Consider the following 22309-nt stretch of genomic DNA (forward strand, 5'->3'; position numbering starts at 1 on the left):
CGATTTCGGGCGGAAGGTTAGCGCCGGCAAGCCGATCAGGGCAAGCGTCTCTCTTAGTCGGCGCCGATGAAGCTGCCGACGTAGCGACGATCGTCGTCGGCATCGACATCGGTGTCGCCCGAAGCGGAGAAGAGGATGAACAGTTCCTCGCGGTTCGGGCCGGAGATCGCGCCGGCAAAGGCGCCGACCAGGTCGTTCGCGGTATCCTCGAGCGTGCCCTGGAAGGTGCCATTGGCATTCAGCGCGCCGTCGAACACCAGCGTGCCCACGAGCGTCGGCACGCCGGCGATATCTTCGTAGATTTCGATCGTGCCGTTCACCGTGCCTTCGCTGGCATCGACGGTGAAGGTGACCTGCGGCGAGGATATCACGTCGGACAAGGTGTTGGCCGGATCGCCGCCAGCCACCTGCACATTGCCGGTGTAATTGATGTCGACGGTCAGGTCGTCCTCGGTGGTCACCTGGTTGAAGAAGATCGTCACCTTGTTGCCGCGCAGGGTGCCATCGGTCGTGTCGCGGGTGAATGCCTCCGCGAATTCGTAGGTCACGCGCAGGATGTGGGCGAACGGCAGTTCCAGCACCAGCCCTTCGTCGCCGCGCGCATATTCGCGGCGGGTGGCCGTACCGGAGACGAAGTCACCGTCATCGAACGTCACCGGATCGTTGAGGTCCGGGAAGGTGAAGGTGACGCTTTCGGGCGAGAAACCGAGCGAGATCGTCGAGGTGCCATTAAGGCGCGATGCGCCGTTGAAGGTCTCGTCCCCGCCAGCATCAGGCGTGAAATAGGCGAAAGCGTAGTTCGCATTGACGGCCTGGGTTTCGAAATCGTCCATCAGGTCGAAGTCGATTGCCGGGCTTGGCGTCGGAGTGGGCGTTTCCGTGGAGGTCGGGGTTGGCGTGGGGGTGCCGGTATCGTCTCCACCGCAGGAAGTTACCAGGGCGCCAAGGGCGGCGACGCCGACAAAAAGGGCATATTTGCGAAGCACGTTGTTCCCGTCCGTTACGAAGATTCGTCCCGCCATAGGCGGCTTGACCTTTCCCTTAGCTGTCCATGGCCAAGCGGGGCAACCCGCCATTTGCGCGGTTACACGGCTTCAAGTGCCTGTTCGAAGTCGGCAATGAGATCGTCGGGGTCCTCGATGCCGATGGAAATGCGCACCAGGTTGTCGGCAATGCCCAGTTCGGCTCGGCGACCTTCGGGCACGGAAAGGTGCGTCATGCTGGCCGGATGGCTGGCCAGGGTCTCCGTACCGCCAAGGCTGACGGCCAGCTTCGCCACCTTCAGCGCATCGAGGAAACGGAAGCATTCCGCCTCGCCGCCCTTGATGAACAGCGAGAACGTGGAACCGGCTCCAAGGCAGTGACGGTCGTAGATGTCCTGCTGGCGGGCGTCTTCGATCATGCCGAGGTAGCCGAGACCCTCCACCTTGGGATGGGCCTTCAGGAAGGCGCAGACCTTCGCGGCGTTCTCCCCCGCGCGCTGCATGCGCAATTCGACCGTTTCCAGCGAGCGCAGCAGCATCCACGCGGTGTTGGGATCGGCAATGCCGCCCATGGTGTTGCGCAGTGCACGGATGGCATCGATCCACTTCTTCCCGCCGGAAACGCTGCCCGCGACCAGGTCCGAGTGGCCGCCGACGTATTTGGTGAGCGAATAGACCACCAGATCCGCGCCGTGATCCAGCGGGCGCTGCCACAGCGGGCCGAGGAAAGTGTTGTCGATGGCGATCGGCGTGGTGTCGGCGCTGAAATGCTTGTCACGGGCATCGCGCACCGCCTCGATGTCGACCAGCGCATTGGTCGGGTTGCCGGGGCTTTCGAGGTAGATCAGCGGAACCGTGCCGCCGGTTTCCTCGGCCATGGCCTTGGCCTTGGCCATCACCTCGTCCAGCTTTTCCGGGCTGGCGCCGGCCGGGAAGTCGACATAGCGCACGCCGTACTTGGCCATCACCTTGGCAACGAAGCCTTCGGAGGCGGCATAGAGCGGGCCGGAATGCACGATCACGTCGCCCGTATTGCAGGCGGCGAGGATCAGGATGGCAATCGCGGTCATGCCGCTGGAGAAGCACAGCGCATCCTCCGCCCCGTCCCAGATGGCGAGGCGATCCTCGAGGATTTCCTGGTTCGGGCCGTTGAAGCGCGAATAGACGAGGCCTTCCGCACCTCCGGGCCGCTTGCCGGTGATGCCTTCGAAATGGCGCTTGCCAGCGGCTGCGTTCTCGAAGGCGAAAGTGCTGGTGAGGAAGATCGGCGGCTTGAGCGAGCCTTCGGACAGCGCGGCGTCGTAGCCGTGGCCCATCATCAGGGTGGAAGGCTTCAGCTCCCGCCCGCCGATGGTGGTGACTTCGGGCTTGGGCTTGCGCCGCGGGGTGGGAGTGTCGATGGCACCCAGCGGGTCCTTGGGATCGGGAGTTTCGTTGGCCATGGCTGGCTCCTTCCTTGCGCGCTCTTACCCCTAGGAAGGCAGGGGCCGATAAGGAGTTCCGGGCCACCCGCTCCTAACCTCCGCAGGAACGCATCTGCCGGGAACTCGGACGGTGAATCCGGTTTCAGCTGTAATTATCTGGCAGGGGCGGCGCGCGCAAGCCTCAGCCGACGAGCGGGGCAAGGGCGAAGACGACGCCGACGATCAGGAATACGCCTGCCACGTCCAGCGCCAGTCCAGCTTTGACGAGGCGAGGCAGGGCGATGCGCCCGGTCGCCCAGGCAATCGCGTTGGGGCCGGTCCCGGCGGGCAGCACGAAGCCCCAGCTTGCCGCCAGCGCCACAGGCAGGGCGAGCAGCAGCGGATCGCCGCCCAGCGCCACCGCAAGGCTCGCCACCACCGGCATGATGCCGCTGGCGGTGGCGACATTGCTGGCGAACTCGGTGATCAGCACCACCATGGCCACCAGCGCCAGCGCGACGACGATCATCGGCACGGCGGAAAGCGGCAGCAGCGCCTGCCCCAGCCAGTCTGCCAGCCCGGTGCGCATCATTCCGCCCGCCAGCGCCAGCCCGCCGCCGAACATCAGCAGCACGCCCCATGGCGCGCGATTGGCCTCTTCCCACGACAGCAGCCGCCTGCCGGTGCCGTCGGGCAGCACGAACAGCGCCAGGCTGGCGGCAATGGCGATCGTGCCGTCGGTGAGCGAGCCTTCGGGGAAATAGGGCGCGACCCAGCCGCGCAGCATCCAGGCGACGAAGGTGAACGCGATGACCGGTACCAGCCGCCGCTCGGCCCCGGTCCACGGACCGTGCGGATCGATGGATTCGCGGGCTGCCTTGATGTCGAAGGGGTGCTCGGCAATCTTCTGCACGCGGGCGATGATCCATGCCGCTAATGGAATGCCCACCAGCACCACCGGCACGCCGAACATGGCCCACATGGCGAAGGTGATCTCGATTCCGGAAATATCGCGCAGCAGCGCCACGCCGATGGCATTGGTGGGAGAACCGATGATCGTGCCGAGACCGCCGATGCTGGCGGCAAAGGCGAGGCCCATGGGCAGCGCCCCGAACAGGCCCTCTTGTTGGCCGATCGCTTCGCTGCTCGAGGCCGATCCGCGATCGTTCAGCACCACGCCGCCAGCCAGCACGGCCAGGGCCATCGGCATCATGATCAGCGTGGTGGAGGTGTTGGAGATGATGTTGGACAGGATGGCGGCGGCCATCATGAAGCCCAGCAGCAGGCCGAACTCCCCGCCTCGCCCGCCGATCCGGTCGAGGATGAAGCAGGCGAGCCGCTTGTGCAGCCCGGTCCGCTCGATGGCGAGGGCGAGGAAGGCCCCGCCCAGCAGCAGGAAGATGATCGGCGAGTAGTAGTCGCTCGCGACCTCGCCAGCGGTGCCGCCTCCGGCAAAGGGCAGGACGATGAATGGCAGCAGCGCCGTGGCGCTGAGCGGCACGGCCTGTGTCATCCACCATGTCGCCATCCACCCGACCAGCCCGGCCACGTTCCAGCCCGCGGCGGACATCCCTTCCGGCGCAGGCAGCAGCAGGGTCAGCGCGAACAGCGCCGGTCCCAGCCAGAAGCCGATGCGCTGTGCGGTCATATTAGGCGATTACCCTCCCGGCCCGTATAGTTGGCAACCCTGCGGGATTCGCCGCGCCGGGGCAAGGAGGGGAGCATGGCAGAGGGCAAGGTTCTGGGGATTGGCGGGCTGTTCATCCGTTCAGCCGATCCGGCGGCACTGGCCGCATGGTATCGCGACCACCTCGGCATTGCGGCCACGGAAAGCGGCCAGCCGACGCCTGACGGCGAGTGGGTGTGGGTGCAGGAGGCGGGGCCAACGGTCTTCGCCGGCTTCAAGGCAGACAGCGATTACTGGCAGGCCGAGCGGCAGGTGATGCTCAACCTGCGGGTCGAGGGGTTGGACGCCTTGCTGGCGCGCCTTGAGGCGGCCGGGATCGAGGCGACCCACCGCGAAGCCATGGAAGGCGTCGGCAGTTTTGCCCGCATCGCCGATTGCGACGGCAATCCCGTCGAGTTGTGGGAAGCAGCCGCCAGCTAAAGCTGAGATTGCCACGGGCTAAGAATCCGTGCGTTTTCATTGCCCGACGGAAACGCCAACTGCACCCCCGAAAAGGCCGACATGGCCAAGAGAAAACAGCAGCACAGGGGTCCCCCATGGCAACCACCAACCCGACCACGCGGTCGCTCATCCGCAGCTTGCGCATCGCCGCCTTCACCGGCGCCGGTATCCTGGCCATGGCCAGCAGCGCGGCGCAGGCGACCGACGGCTACTTCCTCAACGGCCACGGTGCGAAAGCGAAGGGCATGGGCGGTGCGGCCATCGCCTTCCCGCAGGACGCGATGGCCAACATCAACAACCCGGCCAGCATCAGCGGCATCGAGGGGCGTGTCGATTTCGGGGTCGAGATCTTCATTCCCGACCGCGGGGCGGAGATCACCGGCAACGGTGCCGGCCTCGACGGCAGCTATGACGGCAACGGCTCCAATCCCTTCGTCCTGCCGGAATTCGGCTATGTCCGCCCGATCGGAGAGAACCTGACCTTCGGCCTGTCGATCAACGGCAACGGCGGGATGAACACCGATTACGAGCGCGCAAACCCCTTCGCTGCCTTCGGCGCGACCGGTGATGCCGGGGTGGACCTGAAGCAGGTCTTCATCACTCCGACGCTGGCCTACGAATTCACCGAGGGGCACAGCGTCGGCGTATCCGCCATCGGCCTGGTGCAGGGCTTTCGCGCCAGCGGGATCCAGCCGTTTGCCGCTGCCTCCGCCGACCCGGCCAACTTCACCAATCGCGACACCGACTGGTCGTTCGGCGCGGGCCTTCGCATCGGCTACTACGGCGAGCTGAGCGAGAACTTTGCCATCGGCGCCTTCTACCAGTCGACCATCTGGGCGACCGAGTTCGACAAGTATGCCGGGCTGTTCGCTGACCAGGGTGGGTTCGACGTGCCCACCGCATATGGCGCGGGCATCGCCGTCACGCCGGTCGAAGGCCTGACTTTCGCCGCCGACGTGAAGCGAATCGAATACTCGGGCGTCAATTCGGTCGGCAATCCGCTGGGCGTGCTGTTCACCGGCGTCCCCTTCGGTGCGGATGACGGCCCCGGTTTCGGCTGGGAAGACGTGACGGTGTTCAAGCTCGGCGCCAGTTACGATGTCAGCGAAAGCCTGACGCTGCGCACCGGCTATGGCCGTTCGGACAACCCGGTGCCGCGTTCGGAGACCTTCCTCAACATCCTCGCCCCCGGCGTGGTGCAGGACCACTTCACCGTCGGTGCCACCTGGCGCAGCGAAAGCGGCTTCGAACTGACCGCCTATGCCATGCGCGCCCCGCGCAACGAGGTGCTGGGCCTGAATTCTATCCCGATGAACTACGGCGGCGGCGAGGCGAACATCTACCTCGCGGAAACCGCGTTCGGCCTGGAATTCGGTCTGGAGCTGTAAGGAATAGGTAGGCGGCGGAGGCCAATGCCTCCGCCCGGCCTGCCGGCGCTTACTTCGGCGCCAGCACCATCAGCATCTGGCGGCCTTCGAGGCGCGGGAAGGCTTCGACCTTGGCGATTTCCGCCACGTCGTCCTGCACGCGCTTGAGCAGGTCCATGCCCAGGTGCTGGTGGGCCATTTCACGGCCACGGAAGCGCAGGGTGACCTTCACCTTGTCGCCGTTCTCGATGAACTTGTTCACGTTGCGCATCTTCACGTCGTAGTCGTGCGTGTCGATGTTCGGACGCATCTTCACTTCCTTGATGTCCTGCGTCTTCTGCGTCTTGCGCGCCGCGTTGGCCTTTTTCTGGGCTTCGTAGCGGTACTTGCCGACATCGAGGAACTTGCACACCGGCGGGTTCGCGTTGGGCGAAACCTCGACGAGGTTCAGGCCGGCATCGGCTGCCTGCTCGATCGCTTCGTCGGTGTACATCACGCCGAGGTTTTCGCCATTCTCGTCAATGACGCGAACCTTTTCGGCCTGGATGTATTGGTCGTATTTCGGGCCGGATTTGACCGGCGGTGCCATCATGCGGCGGGGTGGACGAGGTATGGAATCGCTCCTGTTTCGACTGGTGTTTCTGCGGCCTATGTAGGGAGTAACGCGGGCAAAGGCCAGAGGTTCAAGCAGCCTCGCGCCACAGCGGGAATCGGGCCAGCTTCCTGGCCGTCGGCACCAGCGCATCGACGGCGCTTGCCGGTTGCAGCGCCTGCAGGATTGCGGGGTCGGCTGCATCCATGCCGCCGGTCAGCGCACCGAAGGCCGGCAGGATCATCCGCCCGCAGCCGCCATCGCCATTCTGGCTGACGACCGCGCAGGGGCGACGGATATGGCGATGGTGCACCTTCAGCTGCACGCGCGGGTGGAAATGGCCGGAAAGCTCGGGCCGCGTCTCGCCCTTCTTGGCCATGTGCCGCAGCACCATACCGGCGACCTCCAGCTCCTCGGCGATCGTGCCGCCGCTCTTGGCTTCCCCCATCGTGCTTTTCAGGGCGGGGTCGTGGTTGCCGGTGATCCACACCCAGTCGGTGGCGCGGGTGAGGGCGGCCAGCATGCCTTCCGCGTGCGGTTCCAGCCGCTGCGAGCCTTCCGAATCGTGGAAGTTGTCACCCAGCGTGAAAACGCGCCTCGCGCCCGTCTCGCGGATCGCCTCGGCCAGCCGTTCCAGCGTCTCGCGGCTGTCGTAAGGCGGCAGCATTTGTCCGTGCCGGGCAAAGAAGCTCGCTTTCTCCAAGTGCAGGTCCGCCACCAGCAACGCCTGCTCGCGCGGCCAGTAGAGCGCGCGCGACTGCGTCAGCACGAACTCGTCCCCGCAAAAGGGAAAGGCGAACGAAACGGGAACCATGCGGCTCACTTGCCGCCTGCCACCGGCTTTGGCAAGAGGCCGAATCATGGATTGGAGAAAACAGACCGAACAGGCCCGTACCTGGTTCGAAAGCCTGCGTGACCGCATCTGCGCCGAATTCGAAGCCATCGAGCGCGAGGCCGGTTCGGACGCGAGCTTCGAATACATTTCCTGGGACCGCGAGACCGACGACGATTCCGACGGCGGCGGCGGCGTGCGCGGGGTGATGAAGGGCAAGGTGTTCGAGAAGGTCGGCGTCAACGTCAGTACCGTCTCTGGCGCGTTCAGTCCCCAGTTCGCCGGGCAGGTGAACGGCGCCAGCGTGGAGAACCCCGAGTTCACCGCCACCGGCATTTCGCTGGTCGCCCACATGGCCAACCCGCACGTGCCAGCCGTGCACATGAACACCCGTTTCCTGACCACGCAGGCCGCATGGTTCGGCGGCGGCGCGGACCTCAACCCGCCGATCGAATATGCGGAGGATACCGAGGCCTTCCACGCCCGCCTGCGCGCGGCATGCAGTGCCCATAACCCGACCTACTACGAGAAGTTCAAGAAGTGGGCGGACGACTACTTCTTCATCCCCCACCGCAACGTGGCGCGCGGCGTGGGCGGCATCTTCTACGATCACCTCGAATGCGAGGACACGGCTACCTTCGACCGTCACTTCGCCTTCACCCGGGACGTGGGCGAGGCCTTCCTCGACGCCTTCCCCGCCATCGTGCGCAAACGCATGGGCCAGGAATGGACCGAGGAAGAGAAAGCCGCCCAGCGTGAATGGCGCGGCCGCTATGTCGAGTTCAACCTGGTCTATGACCGCGGCACGCTGTTCGGTCTCAAGACCGGCGGCAATATCGATGCCATCCTGATGAGCCTGCCGCCCGAGGTGACCTGGAGCTAATCGGTTTCCGGCCCGTAAACCCGCACCCAGTCCACCTCCATCGCGATTTCGCCGGCGGCGATGCGGTCTGCGGTTGACTGCGGCATGCCCTTGTAGGGCTCGTCAATGCCGTTGATCTTGTAGGGGTAGATACCGCCCACGGCGAAATTCAGCACCACGAATTGCGGGTTGTCGAACACCCAGTCGCCGAAGAATTCGACATTGGTCTTGGGCACGCGAAAGGTCAGCACGTCGTCAACGAAGAATTCCACGCCCTCTGGCGTCCATTCGGCGGCGTAGACGTGCCAGTCGGTAACGTCCGACCCATCGGTGAAGTACTGCCTGTCGGCGATGCCCATGTCGCCCGAATAGCCGGGACCATGCACCGCCACGCCGGTCCAGTCTGCCTGGCCGACATATTCCATGATGTCGATCTCGCCCTCGCTGGGCCAGGGCGCGTCGGCCAGCAGCCAGAAGGCGGGCCACACGCCGACAGCGTCAGGCATGCGGATGCGGGCTTCGGCGCGGCCGTGCGTGAATTCGAAAATGCCGCGGGTGTTGATGCGGCCCGAAAGGAAGTCGGCGTTGCGCTCCTCGTTGGTGTCCTCACCGGGGCGATAGATCGGGCGCAGCACCAGCACACCGCCGTCGGCACCTTCCACGCCCTGCGCGAACTGGATGGTTTCGGGGGAGTCGACATAGGCCTGCTCCTCCTCGTTCACCCAGAAATCCATGCCGACCACGTTCCACTTGGTGCGGTCCAGTTGCTCGGCGGAAAACTCGTCGGAGAAGAGCAGTTCGCGCCCGTTCTGCGCCTGCGCCGCATCGACTTCCGCCTCGGTAGGCGGGGCACTTGTGTCAGCGGCGGGCTGGCAGGCTGCCAGCGCGAGAACGGGAAGGGCGAGGGCGGTCTTGGTCAGGAGTGTTTGCATGGTCGCAGCCTAGCGGCCATGCCAGGGGCTGTCACTCGCTGCCGCGCTCCATCAACCGACCGACATCACGCAGTGCCACGCGGCTGGGGGCATTGGCCTGTTCGCGATAGAGGCTGGTGAGATAGGCTTCGTCGAAAGCGGTCAGCCGGAACGGCGGGGCTTCGACATCCTCGTTGAACAGTTCGAGGATCGTGCCGAGCTCGGTCGCGCCTTCGGGCGTCAGCGTCTGCGCCAGTGCGCGCATGGTGACGTAATCGGCGATGGCAATCGTATCGAGCCCCTCGATCGCATCGCGGCGGATCATCACCACCGAGACATCGATATCCTCGCGCACGCCCAGCTCGGTGCGGCTGATCGCCGTGCTGGCGAAGGTGGGCGGATTGCCGTTGGAGGCGATGCCGTCACGGTTGCGCATGGTGGTGACGTTCCATGCCAGCACCGGACTTTCGGTCTCGCGCACGCGCTTGGCATCCCAGAAGCTGAGCCCGTCGGCGAGGTAGTGATCGGCATCGCGCAACTGTTCGAACTCGTCATGCGGATCGTCCACGAAGGCGACGATGACATTGGCCGTGCAGGGTTCGCCGCGGATAACCTCGTGCCCGATGCGCTCCGCATTGGAACGGATGCGGCCGATGATTTCGTAGGCGGTGCGCGTTTCGGCGCCGAAGACGCCGGGGCACACGGGACGCTGCATGCGCGCCAGCGGCGCTGCCACGGAACCACCGCGCGGCGTTATGTCCCGCGCCTGCTCTCGCGCCTGCGAGTGCATTTCGCCCAGCTCGCCGGTAACGACGATGTCCTGTCCGCCCTCGACCTCGGGATCGAGCGCTTGTTCGACCTCGGTAATGGCATCCTGCGCAGCCAGCGGCGCAGCGGACAAGGCGATCACCGCAAAAGCAGCGGAACAGGCCAGCAAGGAGGACAGTCGGGGGGGCTTCATCACGAGATTCTCCATAGCATGTCCCGCTTGAATCGCGTCGCAAAATCGACGGCGCGGCAAATGCGATGCCTGTGAACTCGCTGAAAACACGGCAGTTGCCTAGCGAAAACCCATGAAGCGGTGACTTGGCTCGACGATTTGCTATGCAGCCGCCCAAACAAGGTCGCATAAAAGCGGAGACTCCATGCGAATTGCACTCTTTGCGCTGCCGGCACTGCTGGTTGCCGCCTGCACCACCGAAACGGCCCCGGAAGAACGTACCGTCGCGCCGATCCTGACCAGCGAGCAGGCCTTCGACGAATTCACCTATGCCCGCCCCACCGAAGCGCGGGTGACCCACGTGGCGCTCGATCTCGCTCTCGATTTCGAGGCGCGCCGGGTGGAAGGCACGGCCACGCTGGACGTGCAGGCCGCCGAAGGCGTGGACGAGATCGTCCTCGATTCCAACGGGCTGGTGATCGGCGGTGTGATGGACGGCGCAGGCAATGCGCTGGAGTTCACCGTGGGCGAAAACGATCCCGACAAGGGCGAACCGATCACGGTGAAGCTGGGCGAGATCGATGGTTCCGCCTTGCAGCAGGTCGTCATCGACTACACCAGCGCGCCGGAGGCCGAGGCACTGCAATGGCTCGATCCGGAGCAGACCGCCGGCGGTGAGCATCCCTTCGTGTTCAGCCAGGGCCAGGCGATCCTCAACCGCAGCTGGATCCCGACGCAGGACAGCCCCGGCATTCGCCAGACCTGGGAAGCGCGCATTACCGCGCCGAAGGAACTGAACGTGGTGATGAGCGGCATTTCGCGCGGCGAGCCGGAGGAGGTGGACGAGAACCGCCACGCTTTCGAATTCGCCATGGACAATTCCGTCCCGCCGTACCTGATCGCGATTGCCGCCGGGAACATCGCGTTCGCCGAACTCGGCCCGCGCTCGGGCGTCTGGGCGGAACCTGAAGTGCTGGAAGAGGCCGCCGCCGAACTGGTCGATACCGAAGCCATGATCGACGCCGCGGAAGAGATCTACGGCGACTATCGCTGGGGCCGCTACGACATGATCGTGCTGCCGCCTGCCTTCCCCTACGGCGGCATGGAAAACCCGGTGATGACCTTCCTCACGCCGACCTTCATCGCGGGCGACCGCTCCAACACCGGCCTCGTCGCGCATGAGCTCGCGCACAGCTGGTCGGGCAACCTCGTCACCTATTCTAGCTGGCGCGACGGCTGGCTGAACGAGGGCGTGACCTCCTATTTCGAGAGCCGCATTTCCGAATCCGTCTTCGGTGAGAAGCGCGCTGAGCAGGAATATGCGCTCAGCTACGCATCGCTGGTCGAAGCCATCGAGGAAAACGGCGCGGACAATCCCAACACCGCCATGCGCACGCCCGAAGGCATCAGCCCCTTCGATACCGTGGGCGAGGCGATCTACGACAAGGGCACGGTGTTCCTGCGCACGGTGGAAACCATCGTCGGGCGCGAGGAATTCGATGCCTTCATGCGCGGCTGGTTCGATCGCCACGCCTTCCAGCCAGCGACCTCAGAAATGTTCCTTGCCGAACTGCGCGAGGAACTGGTTGCCGGGGACGAAGAACTGGAAGACGCGCTGATGCTGGACGAGTGGATCTACGGCACCGGACTTCCGGAAAATGCCGTGGCTCCGAAGGCCGATGCCTTCGCCGAAGTCGACGAGGCTGCCGCCGCCTATGCCGCGGACGGCACGCTGCCGCTGGTCGCGACCTGGACCAACTGGACCGGTGCCGAACAGCAGCGCTTCCTGCAGGAACTGCCGGAAGACCTGTCAGCCGATCAGCTGGCATCGCTCAACGGCAGCCTCGGCCTTGCCGGAAACGGCAACAACGAAGTGCTGTTCCTGTGGCTGGAGGCGGCGCTGCGCAACGAATACGATCCCGCTGTACCGCAGGCCGAGCAATTCCTTGCCGAGGTGGGCCGCAACAAGTTCGTCTCGCCGCTGTTCCGCGCGCTGTGGGATACCGGCCGCTGGGGTCGCCCGATCGCCACGCGCATCTATGCGGACACGCGCGGCGGCTATCACAGCTACACCCGCAGCCGAGTGGACGAGATCGTCGGTTACGAGGGCGCAAGCGGCAGCTGACGCTGCAAGAGCGCTTTCCCGTTGCAAATCGACACGATTCACCCCCATTTAGGGGGTAATCATGCTGCGCCAGTACGAACTAGTTGAACGGGTTAAGGAGTACGACCCCGACGCCGACGAGGCGCTGCTGAATCGTGCCTATGTCTACACCGTGCAGAAGCACGGCACGCAGAAGCGCGCCTCGGGCGACCCCTATTTCAGCCACCCGGTCGAAGTCGCCGGCCTGATGACCGACCTGAAGCTGGACCAGGAAACCATCGTCACCGCGCTGCTGCACGATACGGTGGAGGATACGCTCGCCACCATCGACGACGTGCGCGAGAATTTCGGCGACGAGGTGGCCCGGCTGGTCGATGGGGTGACCAAGCTCTCCAAGATCGAGCAGATGGCGGAGAACGAGCGCGCGGCGGAGAACCTGCGCAAGTTCCTGCTCGCCATGAGCGAAGACCTGCGCGTGCTGCTGGTGAAGCTGGCGGACCGCCTGCACAACATGCGCACGCTGCACCATATCAAGAACCCGGAAAAGCGCCGCCGCATCGCCCGCGAGACAATGGATATCTACGCCCCGTTGGCGGAGCGGGTGGGCATGTACGAATACATGCGCGAGATGCAGCTGCTCGCCTTCGAACAGCTGGAGCCGGAAGCCTATACCACCATCACCAAGCGGCTGGACCAGCTGCGCCAGTCCGACGCCGGACAGGTCGATCGCATCGCGCTCGACATCAAGCAGGCGCTCAGCCAGGCGGGACTGGAAGTGGAGGTCTGGGGCCGCGAGAAGCATCCCTATTCGATCTGGCGGAAAATGGCCGAGCGCCACCTGCCGTTCGAACAGGTAACCGACATCATGGCTTTCCGCGTGCTGACCGACAACGTGGAGGACTGCTACGCCGCGCTGGGCGTGCTGCACACCACCTTCCAGTTCGTGCCGGGGCGGTTCAAGGATTACATCTCCACCCCCAAGAACAACGGGTACAAGAGCCTGCACACCACGCTGTTTTACGACAAGTCCATGCGCGTGGAGGTGCAAATTCGCACCCGCGAGATGCACCGCACCAACGGCTTCGGCCTGGCGGCGCACTGGGCCTACAAGCAGGGCGGTAAGCATGACGGGCAGGTGGCCTGGCTGCGCGACCTGATCGAGATCGTCGATGCCAGCCACGATGCCGAGGAACTGCTCGAGCATACCAAGCTGGCGATCTACCAGGATCGCATCTTCGCCTTCACCCCCAAGGGGGCGCTGTTCCAGCTGCCCAAGGGCGCCACCGCGGTCGACTTCGCCTTCGCCGTGCATACGGACCTTGGCGCGCAGACCGTGGGCGCGAAGATCAACGGGCGACACATGCCTCTACGCACCCCGCTGGGGAACGGCGACGTGGTGGAAATCATCAAAGGCAAGAATGCCGAGCCACAGCTGTCGTGGCTGGGCTTCGTCGTCACCGGCAAGGCGCGCGCCGCCATTCGCCGTGCCGTGCGCCTGAAGGAACGCGCCGAGGTTGCCGAGATCGGCCGCAAGTTGTTCGACGAGATTGCCGAGCGCCTGCCCGCCAAGGTGGGCAAGAAGGCCATCAAGCAGGCGGCCGAGCGGCTGCAATTGGAGGACGCCGAGGATCTGATGTACGCCATCGGCGCGGGCAAGCTGCGTGACCGCGAGGTGATGGAAGCGCTGGTGCCGGGCTGCACGGCTGACCTTCCGGCAGAGCCGGAGCAGGAACGTGCCATCTCCATCAAGGGCCTCACCCCCGGTGTCGGTTTCGACCTAGCAGAATGTTGCCACCCGGTGCCGGGCGATCGCATCGTCGGCCTGCGCCGTCCGCACGAAACGGTGGAAGTCCACGCCATCGACTGCCTGGAATTGGCCAACGGCGTCGATACCGACTGGATCGACCTGTCATGGGGCGAACGCTCGCACGGTGCGGTCGGTCGCCTGAACGTGGTGCTCTACAACCGCCCCGGTACGCTGGCGGAAATGGCAGGCGTCTTCGCGCGCAACAATGCCAACGTGATGAACCTGGTGCTGACTCAGCGCGACGACCCGTTCCACACCTATGACGTGGACCTGGAAGTGCAGGACCTGGCGCACCTTACCCGCATCCTCAGCGCCCTGCGGGCGACCGATGCCGTGGCCCAGGCCGATCGTATCTAGAGCAGTTCCAGCGTCGCGGTGACCTCGTCGCCCTCGGCCAGCTTCTCGCCGCGGCGGACGTCCGCTTTCACCGGCAGGAACCAGGTGCCGTCCTTCTGCGGAAAGAGGCTGGTCGACCACTCGCTGGCGCCAATGGTGACATTGACCTTCACTGAGCCAAAGCCGCGCCGCTTGCCGGTCAGGATACGCTGGTGCAGCTCATGCGTGGCGACGGCTTTCGCGGTATCCGCGGGCAGTTCGACATAGGTCGCCAGCATGTCGCTCTCATTGGTCCAGCCCAGCAGCGTGGCCGAGAAGGTGAGGGTGTCGCCCGTGCTCATTCCGCAACGGGCCTTACCGGCACCTGCACGCTGCAAACGTCCACGCCGCCGGCAGGGACGGTGTAGAACGGGTCATCGCGATTGGCGCGCACGGCGACGTAGCTGGCGAAGCTCTCGCTGGCGGTGTCGAGGTATTCGAAGCGCGGTGCGTTTTCCAATTCGCTTGCCATCCGGACGGAGACAATCGGCGTGCGCAGGTGCTCCTCGTCCTCGGCATAGAAGCCCAGTTCGCCGTGCCCGCGTGGCAGGCTGGAGAGGTGTTCCATCCCCTCGATCACCCGGCCCACAACGGCCAGGTTGCGATCCATGTGCCGCTGCGGCTGCCCGATGATGGTGTAGAGTTCCGCGCCCGTGCCCGTGTCAGGCGCATAGTCCCGCGCGACACCGATGTATCCGTAGCAGTGGATGGGCCAGATAGGTGACTCGTAGATGCTGCCGCCTTGGGCAATTGGCCACCCCATGAAGAAAGCGGTTTGTTCTGCATAGGGATCCGCTCTGAGGTGCTCCTGGATCGCTCGGTTCCGTCGATACTCGGGGTTTTCGGTGCCTTGCTCGAGCAAGTGACCAAGCTCGATTGGATTCATGGCTTCCATTTGCACCTCGGTCGCCGCGCCATTTGTGCTTTCGTAGCCTGCCAAAGGAGACCGGACGCCTTCCGGCAACACCTTCTCCTCGGTCGCATCGCCCCATTGGGTGACGTAATTGTCCTGCACCCGGTAGACACTCGTGCCGTCCCACCAGTGCGCCTGCGCCAGGGTGCGGATATTCTCGACCCAAGGCTGGCTGAAGGGCGGCGGCATCAGCTGGATCACCACACGGCGCTCCGAGCCGTCCGCAGCCGGGGCAAGCTCCATCACCAGCAGGTCGTCCGCTGCGATCTCCACCCATTCCTCCGCACTGGCGGAAGCGACGACGGAGCCGGGCGTGACGGGTTCCTCCTCCTGCGCGGCTGCGGGAAGGGCGAGGGCAAGCGCGAAGCTGGCGAGGGTGAACTTGTGCATGACCACACCCTGCCACCGCGCGGCCAATTGGCAAGGGCTAGAGCACCTGGTCTTCCAGCGCGTGCATGTCGTCATCCGAAAGGCCGAAGTGGTGGCCGATCTCGTGCACCAGGACGTGGCCGACGAGGTGTTCGAGCGTCTCGTCCCCGCGCTCGCACCATTCCAGCAGGATCGGCAGGCGGAACAGGCGAATGCGATCGGGCATGGTGCCCGAATGCTCGATGCTGCGCTCGGTCATCGGCAAGCCCTCGTAGACGCCGGTCAGTTCGAAGGGACTTTCGATGCCCATTTCCGCCAGCAACTCGTCCTCGGCGAAGTCCTGCACCTGGATCACCACGTCGCCCAGGTGCGCGGCGAAGGCTTCGGGGATGCGGTCGAAGGTGGCCTGCGCCAGGGCTTCCAGCTGTTCAATGGAGGGCGCGTTTCCGATTGTGCGGTTCATGCCGGGTGAAATAGGCATGCGAGTGTCGCTTGTCATGGGCACACAGCTTCGCTAGGTGCGCGCCTCTGCCAAGTCAGGCATGCGGAGCGGTGGCCGAGTGGTCGAAGGCGCACGCCTGGAAAGTGTGTATACGGCAACCCCGTATCGAGGGTTCGAATCCCTCCCGCTCCGCCACCCATTCTGCGACCCTGCCAAGGCGCTCCCCCGCAATTTCGCATCTTGTCGAGCGATAATGGTCGATTTGAAGACTTGAGGCGCTACAACAAGCAGCATGACCGAAGCTGCGCAGTTCGACCTCGTCATTTACGGTGCCACCAGTTTCGTGGGCGCGATCACGGCCGAGAATATTCTGGCGAGATACGGCGTCGGTCGAGACGTGCGGTGGGCCATCGCCGCCCGCTCGCCAGCCAAACTCGCTGCCCTGAAGGAGCGGTTGGGAGAAGCTGCGGCTGATCTTCCCACGATCATTGCCAATTCGGACGATGAGGCATCGCTTGCCGCCATGTGCGCCCAGACGCGCCTCGTCATCTCGACCGTCGGGCCATATGCGCTTTACGGCGAGAAGCTGGTCAAGACATGCGCGAGCAGTCGCACCCACTATTGCGACCTCACGGGCGAGGTTCAGTGGATTGCCGCGATGATCGAGAAATACGAAGCCGCCGCGCGCGAAAGCGGGGCGCTGATCGTCAATTGCTGCGGCTTCGACTCCATTCCGAGCGATCTCGGTACATATTTCCTGCAAAAGCATGCGCTCGAGACTGCCGGAAGCACGTGCGAGACGGTCGAACTCGGTGTGCAGGCAGCCAAGGGCGGGTTCAGCGGCGGCACAGTCGCGAGCCTCATCAATGTGCTGAAGGAAGCGGGAGCGGATCCAGCCTTGCGCAAGAAGCTCGCCGATCCCTACCTGCTCTGCCCTGACGATTACCCGAACACGGCGAGGCAGCGCACGGAGGCGCGCTATTACAGCGATGCGCTCCGATCGTGGTGCGCTCCCTTCGTGATGGCCGGGATCAACACCCGGGTCGTCCAACGCAGCAACGCGCTGCAGAACAACCGCTACGGCGAGAACTTCCGCTACTCTGAATACACCATGACCGGCGACGGCCCTCGCGGCAGGCTCAGGTCGATTGCCATGACCCTGGGGATGGGCGGTTTCATGGGCGTGCTGGCGCTGTCGCCGACACGTTGGCTGGCCGAGAAGTTTCTGCCCAAGCCGGGAGAAGGACCTTCGAAGGAGGCTCGGGAGGCCGGCTTCTTCAAGATCAAGCTGGCTGGCACCACGGCGAGCCGCGATGTCGTGAGCGTGCGTGTCACCGGTGATCGTGATCCTGGCTACGGCTCCACCGCGAAGATGCTTTCCGAAGCGGCGCTGTGCATCCTCGAAACAGCTGAAACGGGCCAGAATTCCGGCGGCTTCTGGACCCCGGCTGCGCTCATGGGCGACGCCTTGATTGAGCGGCTTGAGGCGAATGCCGGCCTGACTTTCGAAGCACTGTAGTTGGCGCACGTACTTGCGGCACACCCTTTGCTGCTTCGAACGCTACTTCATGAGTTGAAGGCTGCGAACTGCGTTGCGCTGCCAGTTGTGTGCATAGCAGAATACGCAAATGAGTTGTCAGCTGGTGACCTACCCCGCCCTGGCTCTTGCCGATAAACCTGACCTCCTGCCCCGATGTTCCATGCGGTCGCGATTGCACTCGCGTCAGCAGCCGATATGGTAATGTCACTCAGCAACAGAGATATCCGTGAGACTTTCCTTCTCCAAGCCCAAGCGACAGCCAAATCTTCGAGCCAAGCAGCGGGAGCCACGGTCATTACCGAGATCGGCAACGGCAACAGCAGCTGGTTATGATTTGTCATTCAGCGCTGAACCCGAAATCGTGGTTCGCAATGTTGGCCGGAGCAAATCTCCAGTCATGATTGTCGATGGCTTGCTCGCAAATCCAAAGGAATGGGTGCGCTACGCAGAAGAGCAAATTGAATTTTCGAGCGATCCGGAACTGCTTGCGCATTATCCGGGTGTCAGGGCACTGGCGCCAGATGTATATCTTGAGCAGCTCACGAATGTTCTTGGTCTAGCGATTGCAGATACATTCGATTTTAGGATCGAACGAAGCATCGAGAGCCAGACGATGTTCTCTGTGACCACGACTGATCCAAACGAACTCACAGTCATGCAGCGCGTGCCGCATTATGATGGCGTTGGGAGCAATGCCCTTGCTGCCGTGCACTACCTGTTCGAAGAAGATTATGGAGGAACCGCATTCTATCGTCAGGTCCCAACTGGAATTGAAGTGATCGATTCCGGCAATGTCGACGATTACAAGAATTGCCTTCCTGGGGATGGCCGAGAGGAGGCTGTCGGGGGCGGATATTTTGTCTCCTCAAACGAGAATTTTCGTCAGATCGGAAAAGTGCGCGCGAAGTTCAATCGGCTCATGATCTACCGGGGGCAATTGCTCCACTCGGGTATGGTGAACGCTGACGCTGGCCTCCCAAGTCAACCTGGCCGAGGCCGATTGACCCTCAACTGCTTCATGCGACAAGCCTGACATGACGGACAAACCCTATCGCTTTGTCATTGTCGGCGGTGGCAGCGCAGGATGGATTACGGCCTGCTTGGTCGAGAGGGAATTCTCGCAGGCTGGAGATGAAGTCGAAATCATATTGATCGAGTCTTCGCGTCAGTCTCGGATCGGGGTCGGTGAAGCGACGATTCCTACACTCAAACGCACGCTTGAGACGATCGGGATCGAAGAGCAGACATTCCTTCGCGAAACCGGCGCCACATTCAAACATGCCATCCGGTTCAATGATTGGCTCCGCAAGGGACACTACTATTTTCATCCATTCGAGGCATTGCGCGGCGAAGACGGCCCGGAAGCTAGCTCTCGATGGTTGGCGCGAAACAGGATTGGTGAGGCGCGGCCATTTGCATACGAGGTCGGTGTTCAATCGTTGCTGGCTGAAGTTCAACGATCGCCGAAAACACTGGTGTGTCCAGACTATCAGGGCGAGCTAAATTACGCCTATCATGTTGACGCCGATAAGTTGGCCGATCTGCTTCAGCGGACAGCCGAAAATCGGGGCGTTGAACATATCCACGGAGATGTCTCCCGACTGCTATTGGAAGGAACCAACGGGCATCTTTCCGGCGTCGAGCTGACAGATGGTTCCCGGATAGCCGGCGACTTCTTTTTCGATTGTACGGGCTTTGCTTCGGTACTGCACAATCAAATTGGTGGCGGTGAGTATGTTAGCTACGGGGAGCATCTGCTCTGTGACAGGGCAGTTGCGTTTCGGCGTCCATATCGGGAGGGGGAGGCGATCCTCCCGTACACCACCAGTCATGCTCTGGAGCATGGATGGTCATGGCAGATCGGCCTGCAGCAAAGGGTCGGTCAGGGTTATGTCTACTGTTCGCAGACATTGAATCCTCACGAAGCTGAGCACCGTTTGCGCGAACATGCCAGTATCCCAGAGGATGCCGAGGCGCGTCACTTGTCGTTCCGCACCGGTCGCGTGGCGCGTTGCTGGGAAAAGAATTGTCTGGCGATTGGGCTGTCCGCGGGTTTTGTCGAACCCCTTGAATCGACGGGCATCTTCTTGATCGAAGATGCGGCCCGCATGTTTTGCAGGGTCTTCGATCCAAGAGGAGACAATGAAGCCGCGCGGCGACAGTTCAACCGCTACATGGCTGAACAGTTTGACGAGATCCGCGACTTCATCGTCTTGCACTATTGCCTGAGCACAAGGACAGATTCAGAGTTTTGGCGTGCTGTGACCAAGGATAAGCACATTCCAGAGCGGCTGCAGGAACTCCTCGAAATCTGGCAAACAGCGGTCCCTATCACCGAGGATCTTCCTACGGATCATGTCTTCTCAGCATTGAATTATGCCTATGTGCTGTACGGAATGGAATGCCTACCCAAGAACATCCGGAGCCTTGATGGTTCCCTCAGCCGGTCGGGGCGAGAGCATCTACTTGATAGCAAGAGGCTGAATCTTCTCGCGACCCTGCCCATGCACGAAGAGTATCTCGCCAAGTTCCGCTAATTGGAAAGGACCTGTTTCAACGCCTTGGATCGTGGGAATTCTCCAAGAATATGGAGTGCTGCGTCAAAGTCGGTTTCCATCGATGCTGCGTCGTGGACGATGTTCTCGGTCGCAGCGATATAGGCTTCGCCAGGTCTGATCTCGAGACGAAGAACGGGATATGAAGGGTGCCGCTCCATGAACCTGCGAGCGATGGTTGTGGGGTTTTCCAGCTCGATCTCGTCATTTTCGTGCTCTTTCATCAACGACACGAGTTGCTCGACTCCGAGATCCAGCATCAAGAGATGGCGAGGCTTCTCGCCCAGGTTGACGGCAATTCGGTTTTGCGAACGTGAGCGACCCGAAACATTATCGCTGACCCAGCTATCGACATGCAGCCCCAAGAGCTTGCCGCTCTCGCGCTCGATCGTCGACGTCATCTTTTGACCAGGTTGAGCGACAATACCAAGCACTCTGGATTTGTCGGTATCGCCGCCCCCAAAGGCTTTGATCAGATCTTTGGCGAATTGATCGAGCTTTACCTTGTCCTCGGCGTCTCCCGACGACGAATTGGAATGATCTCTGTTTAGGAGCGCAAATTGTTGCTGCAGCTCCTCCGGCAGTTGAACGAGGGCGACAAAGTTCAAAGGCGCTGGCGATCGCGAACCTGAAGACAGTGCAGCATATTCAACATCCGAGAGGCTACGCCACTCCTGGATGGGGATTCTCGCCCCATCGGTATACTCGCTATCTCCAAGGACGGCCTGCGTTCCCGGGCTGAGGGTGATGCGGTCTGTAGGCGCAAAAAGGTTGATTGCGCCCAGATGCGGGAAAATCTCTTGCCTTGCATTCTGGAGCCTGCCTTGTTGGGGGCGTGCCTTGGCAGAGCCAATGCCAATCAACTGCGAGAGCTTCTTCCTGCTGCCGTTGCTCTTGGTATGGCCGGATTCGTCTTGTTTCTTGCCCTGGATGACGCGCGGCGGCCTTTGTGCCGGCTGAGCACTCTCATCGCCGGTTGAGGGCGGTGCCAGTCGTTCTGCCTTGCGGGCCAGGAGCCGGTCGATCAGGTCATCTTCCATGGTATCGACCAGCGCTTGCCTGGTTAGCCTGCAGTGCATCGTTTCGCCGGAATTGAATGACCCGTTCTCGGCCAGCTTGTTTGCTGGAACTCCGCCCCCGCAAGAATTGAAATACCGACATTCCTTGGCGCATTTCGCGATGCCAGCCTCGATCTGCGAATATACATCGATGAAGCGGTTGTTGCGCCAGAGCTGGGTAAAATCGATCGTCCTGATGTCGCCATAGGTATAGGCATCGCTGTCGCCGGGGACCTGCAGTAGCTCGGGCGAAAATGTCGATACGCGGCCATCGTGTCCGATGGAGATGATCGACAAGGGATTGGTTTCGCTGTTGCCGCTTTTCCCATCCGTGAGGCTGGCGAGGGCTACTCCTCTGCCGTGGACAATCTCACGCACCCGTAGCGGTTCTGGATCGGCCATGACCAATCGGTGCATGGTGCGATAGAATTCGCGAACCTTTTTTTCCATCTCGGGTCCAGCAAGCGAAGAGCTCTCGTTCTCCCCTTCGATTTCCTCGATGTTGAACCCGGCTTCAGCGACGCCAAGCTGCTTGAAGAAATCGTAGATCCGCTCGGCCTGTCCTAGTGAGTGTTCGGTCAGGACGGCGATCGTCGCAGGCTGAAGTCCACCCGCGCGCAGTTTCTCGAACCCAGCCATGACGCGATCGTAGGTCCCGCGACCATCGCGAGTGGTCCGCCGCGCATCGTGGATATCCTTCGGCCCATCGATACTGACGCCAATTCGCGCTTCTATTTCCTTGAAGAACTCAACATACTCTTCGGAGATGAGCATCCCATTAGTCTGGAAATTATGGGTGACGGTCACATGATCGGGCACGCTCTCTGCGAAGCGGCGAACGGCCTCGCGATAGTAATCTACCGGCATGACCAGCGGCTCACCGGCATGCCAGGCGACGGTTAGTTCCTGATCGATGAGACCCGCCGCCACGAGCTTGTCGACGGTGACGGGAATTAGGTCGAGGTCGAAGCGGTTCTTCTTGTCGCGCAGCGGCAGATAACAATAACTGCAATCAAGGTTGCAGAACGTCGTGCTCTGGATGATCAAAAGTTGCAGCGGCGTGCGTGCTCCCGGGGGAAGCTGACCGCGATACCACTGGGCCAAGTCCCCATTTGACACACCCATGTT

At 62.7% G+C, this 22309-nt stretch carries 19 protein-coding genes and 1 tRNA gene; 9 read left to right on the top strand and 11 right to left on the bottom strand.

Annotation, left to right across the window (positions count from 1 at the left end):
* Nucleotides 1-53 precede the first annotated feature (53 nt).
* The 3 genes from OZN62_RS12355 to OZN62_RS12365 all read right to left on the bottom strand — a co-directional run bounded on the left by OZN62_RS12355 (nt 54) and on the right by OZN62_RS12365 (nt 4034).
* Nucleotides 54-1022, bottom strand: coding sequence for a hypothetical protein (locus OZN62_RS12355; protein ID WP_269100141.1), 969 nt, complete (start codon nt 1020-1022; stop codon nt 54-56).
* A gap of 62 nt (nt 1023-1084) precedes the next feature.
* Nucleotides 1085-2425, bottom strand: coding sequence for a cystathionine gamma-synthase family protein (locus OZN62_RS12360; RefSeq protein WP_269100142.1), 1341 nt, complete (start codon nt 2423-2425; stop codon nt 1085-1087).
* Nucleotides 2426-2588: 163 nt separating this feature from the next.
* Nucleotides 2589-4034: an SLC13 family permease gene (locus OZN62_RS12365; protein ID WP_269100144.1), complete on the bottom strand. Its 1446-nt coding sequence runs from the start codon at nt 4032-4034 to the stop codon at nt 2589-2591.
* Nucleotides 4035-4109: 75 nt separating this feature from the next.
* On the opposite strand from OZN62_RS12365, the gene OZN62_RS12370 reads away from it, so the two are divergent.
* Together OZN62_RS12370 and OZN62_RS12375 are read left to right on the top strand one after the other, a co-directional pair.
* Nucleotides 4110-4493, top strand: a complete 384-nt coding sequence (locus OZN62_RS12370) for a VOC family protein (protein WP_269100146.1) — start codon at nt 4110-4112, stop codon at nt 4491-4493.
* A 116-nt stretch (nt 4494-4609) separates the two neighbouring features.
* Nucleotides 4610-5902: an OmpP1/FadL family transporter gene (locus tag OZN62_RS12375; protein ID WP_269100148.1), complete on the top strand. Its 1293-nt coding sequence runs from the start codon at nt 4610-4612 to the stop codon at nt 5900-5902.
* A gap of 49 nt (nt 5903-5951) precedes the next feature.
* On the opposite strand, the gene infC is transcribed toward OZN62_RS12375, so the two are convergent.
* The gene (gene infC, locus OZN62_RS12380) at nt 5952-6473 is read right to left on the bottom strand and encodes a translation initiation factor IF-3 (RefSeq protein WP_269100149.1); all 522 of its coding nucleotides are present in this window, start codon (nt 6471-6473) and stop codon (nt 5952-5954) included.
* 91 nt (nt 6474-6564) lie between these two features.
* Nucleotides 6565-7287, bottom strand: coding sequence for a ligase-associated DNA damage response endonuclease PdeM (pdeM, locus tag OZN62_RS12385; RefSeq protein WP_269100150.1), 723 nt, complete (start codon nt 7285-7287; stop codon nt 6565-6567).
* Nucleotides 7288-7330: 43 nt separating this feature from the next.
* On the opposite strand from pdeM, the gene hemF reads away from it, so the two are divergent.
* Nucleotides 7331-8188: an oxygen-dependent coproporphyrinogen oxidase gene (gene hemF, locus OZN62_RS12390; RefSeq protein ID WP_442864401.1), complete on the top strand. Its 858-nt coding sequence runs from the start codon at nt 7331-7333 to the stop codon at nt 8186-8188.
* On the opposite strand, the gene OZN62_RS12395 is transcribed toward hemF, so the two are convergent.
* A complete protein-coding gene (locus OZN62_RS12395; RefSeq protein WP_269100154.1) occupies nt 8185-9099 on the bottom strand; it encodes a glycoside hydrolase family 16 protein in 915 nt (304 codons plus the stop codon). The two genes, hemF and OZN62_RS12395, sit on opposite strands and share 4 nt — an antisense overlap.
* Before the next feature lie 31 nt (nt 9100-9130).
* Nucleotides 9131-10042, bottom strand: coding sequence for a hypothetical protein (locus OZN62_RS12400; RefSeq protein ID WP_269100156.1), 912 nt, complete (start codon nt 10040-10042; stop codon nt 9131-9133).
* Between the two features lie 181 nt (nt 10043-10223).
* Here OZN62_RS12400 and OZN62_RS12405 point away from each other — a divergent pair, with 181 nt between their 5' ends.
* Complete coding sequence (locus OZN62_RS12405) at nt 10224-12143, top strand: M1 family metallopeptidase (RefSeq protein WP_269100158.1); 1920 nt, start codon at nt 10224-10226, stop codon at nt 12141-12143.
* A gap of 61 nt (nt 12144-12204) precedes the next feature.
* The gene (locus tag OZN62_RS12410; RefSeq protein WP_269100159.1) at nt 12205-14286 is read left to right on the top strand and encodes a RelA/SpoT family protein; all 2082 of its coding nucleotides are present in this window, start codon (nt 12205-12207) and stop codon (nt 14284-14286) included.
* On the opposite strand, the gene OZN62_RS12415 is transcribed toward OZN62_RS12410, so the two are convergent.
* From OZN62_RS12415 to OZN62_RS12425, 3 genes are read right to left on the bottom strand one after another with little or no spacing between them, the layout of a single operon-like run.
* Nucleotides 14283-14606, bottom strand: coding sequence for a DUF1905 domain-containing protein (locus OZN62_RS12415; protein ID WP_269100160.1), 324 nt, complete (start codon nt 14604-14606; stop codon nt 14283-14285). The two genes, OZN62_RS12410 and OZN62_RS12415, sit on opposite strands and share 4 nt — an antisense overlap.
* The gene (locus tag OZN62_RS12420; RefSeq protein ID WP_269100161.1) at nt 14603-15607 is read right to left on the bottom strand and encodes a peptidylprolyl isomerase; all 1005 of its coding nucleotides are present in this window, start codon (nt 15605-15607) and stop codon (nt 14603-14605) included. The genes OZN62_RS12415 and OZN62_RS12420 overlap by 4 nt, the downstream gene beginning before the upstream one ends.
* A 37-nt stretch (nt 15608-15644) precedes the next feature.
* Nucleotides 15645-16049: a metallopeptidase family protein gene (locus tag OZN62_RS12425; RefSeq protein ID WP_269100164.1), complete on the bottom strand. Its 405-nt coding sequence runs from the start codon at nt 16047-16049 to the stop codon at nt 15645-15647.
* A gap of 83 nt (nt 16050-16132) precedes the next feature.
* On the opposite strand from OZN62_RS12425, the gene OZN62_RS12430 reads away from it, so the two are divergent.
* The 4 genes from OZN62_RS12430 to OZN62_RS12445 all read left to right on the top strand — a co-directional run bounded on the left by OZN62_RS12430 (nt 16133) and on the right by OZN62_RS12445 (nt 20105).
* A tRNA-Ser gene (locus tag OZN62_RS12430) sits at nt 16133-16223 on the top strand.
* A gap of 97 nt (nt 16224-16320) precedes the next feature.
* The gene (locus tag OZN62_RS12435) at nt 16321-17547 is read left to right on the top strand and encodes a saccharopine dehydrogenase family protein (protein WP_269100166.1); all 1227 of its coding nucleotides are present in this window, start codon (nt 16321-16323) and stop codon (nt 17545-17547) included.
* Nucleotides 17548-17929: 382 nt separating this feature from the next.
* Nucleotides 17930-18601 carry a DUF6445 family protein gene (locus OZN62_RS12440; RefSeq protein ID WP_330848772.1) on the top strand — a complete coding sequence of 224 codons (672 nt, stop codon included), beginning with the start codon at nt 17930-17932 and terminating at the stop codon, nt 18599-18601.
* A gap of 1 nt (nt 18602) precedes the next feature.
* Nucleotides 18603-20105, top strand: a complete 1503-nt coding sequence (locus OZN62_RS12445) for a tryptophan halogenase family protein (RefSeq protein WP_269100170.1) — start codon at nt 18603-18605, stop codon at nt 20103-20105.
* Here the strand turns inward: OZN62_RS12445 and grrM are convergent.
* Nucleotides 20102-22228, bottom strand: coding sequence for a cyclophane-forming radical SAM/SPASM peptide maturase GrrM/OscB (grrM, locus tag OZN62_RS12450; protein WP_269100171.1), 2127 nt, complete (start codon nt 22226-22228; stop codon nt 20102-20104). The genes OZN62_RS12445 and grrM overlap by 4 nt on opposite strands.
* Between the last annotated feature and the right edge of the window lie 81 nt (nt 22229-22309).

This window comes from Aurantiacibacter sp. MUD11, from assembly GCF_026967575.1.
Lineage (GTDB): Bacteria > Pseudomonadota > Alphaproteobacteria > Sphingomonadales > Sphingomonadaceae > Alteraurantiacibacter.

Coding starts and splice junctions, on each gene's coding strand:
- OZN62_RS12355 (WP_269100141.1), bottom strand. CDS start 1,022: ATGGCGGGACGAATCTTCGTAACGGACGGGAACAACGTGCTTCGCAAA.
- OZN62_RS12360 (WP_269100142.1), bottom strand. CDS start 2,425: ATGGCCAACGAAACTCCCGATCCCAAGGACCCGCTGGGTGCCATCGAC.
- OZN62_RS12365 (WP_269100144.1), bottom strand. CDS start 4,034: ATGACCGCACAGCGCATCGGCTTCTGGCTGGGACCGGCGCTGTTCGCG.
- OZN62_RS12370 (WP_269100146.1), top strand. CDS start 4,110: ATGGCAGAGGGCAAGGTTCTGGGGATTGGCGGGCTGTTCATCCGTTCA.
- OZN62_RS12375 (WP_269100148.1), top strand. CDS start 4,610: ATGGCAACCACCAACCCGACCACGCGGTCGCTCATCCGCAGCTTGCGC.
- infC (WP_269100149.1), bottom strand. CDS start 6,473: ATGATGGCACCGCCGGTCAAATCCGGCCCGAAATACGACCAATACATC.
- pdeM (WP_269100150.1), bottom strand. CDS start 7,287: ATGGTTCCCGTTTCGTTCGCCTTTCCCTTTTGCGGGGACGAGTTCGTG.
- OZN62_RS12395 (WP_269100154.1), bottom strand. CDS start 9,099: ATGCAAACACTCCTGACCAAGACCGCCCTCGCCCTTCCCGTTCTCGCG.
- OZN62_RS12405 (WP_269100158.1), top strand. CDS start 10,224: ATGCGAATTGCACTCTTTGCGCTGCCGGCACTGCTGGTTGCCGCCTGC.
- OZN62_RS12410 (WP_269100159.1), top strand. CDS start 12,205: ATGCTGCGCCAGTACGAACTAGTTGAACGGGTTAAGGAGTACGACCCC.
- OZN62_RS12415 (WP_269100160.1), bottom strand. CDS start 14,606: ATGAGCACGGGCGACACCCTCACCTTCTCGGCCACGCTGCTGGGCTGG.
- OZN62_RS12420 (WP_269100161.1), bottom strand. CDS start 15,607: ATGCACAAGTTCACCCTCGCCAGCTTCGCGCTTGCCCTCGCCCTTCCC.
- OZN62_RS12425 (WP_269100164.1), bottom strand. CDS start 16,049: ATGAACCGCACAATCGGAAACGCGCCCTCCATTGAACAGCTGGAAGCC.
- OZN62_RS12435 (WP_269100166.1), top strand. CDS start 16,321: ATGACCGAAGCTGCGCAGTTCGACCTCGTCATTTACGGTGCCACCAGT.
- OZN62_RS12445 (WP_269100170.1), top strand. CDS start 18,603: ATGACGGACAAACCCTATCGCTTTGTCATTGTCGGCGGTGGCAGCGCA.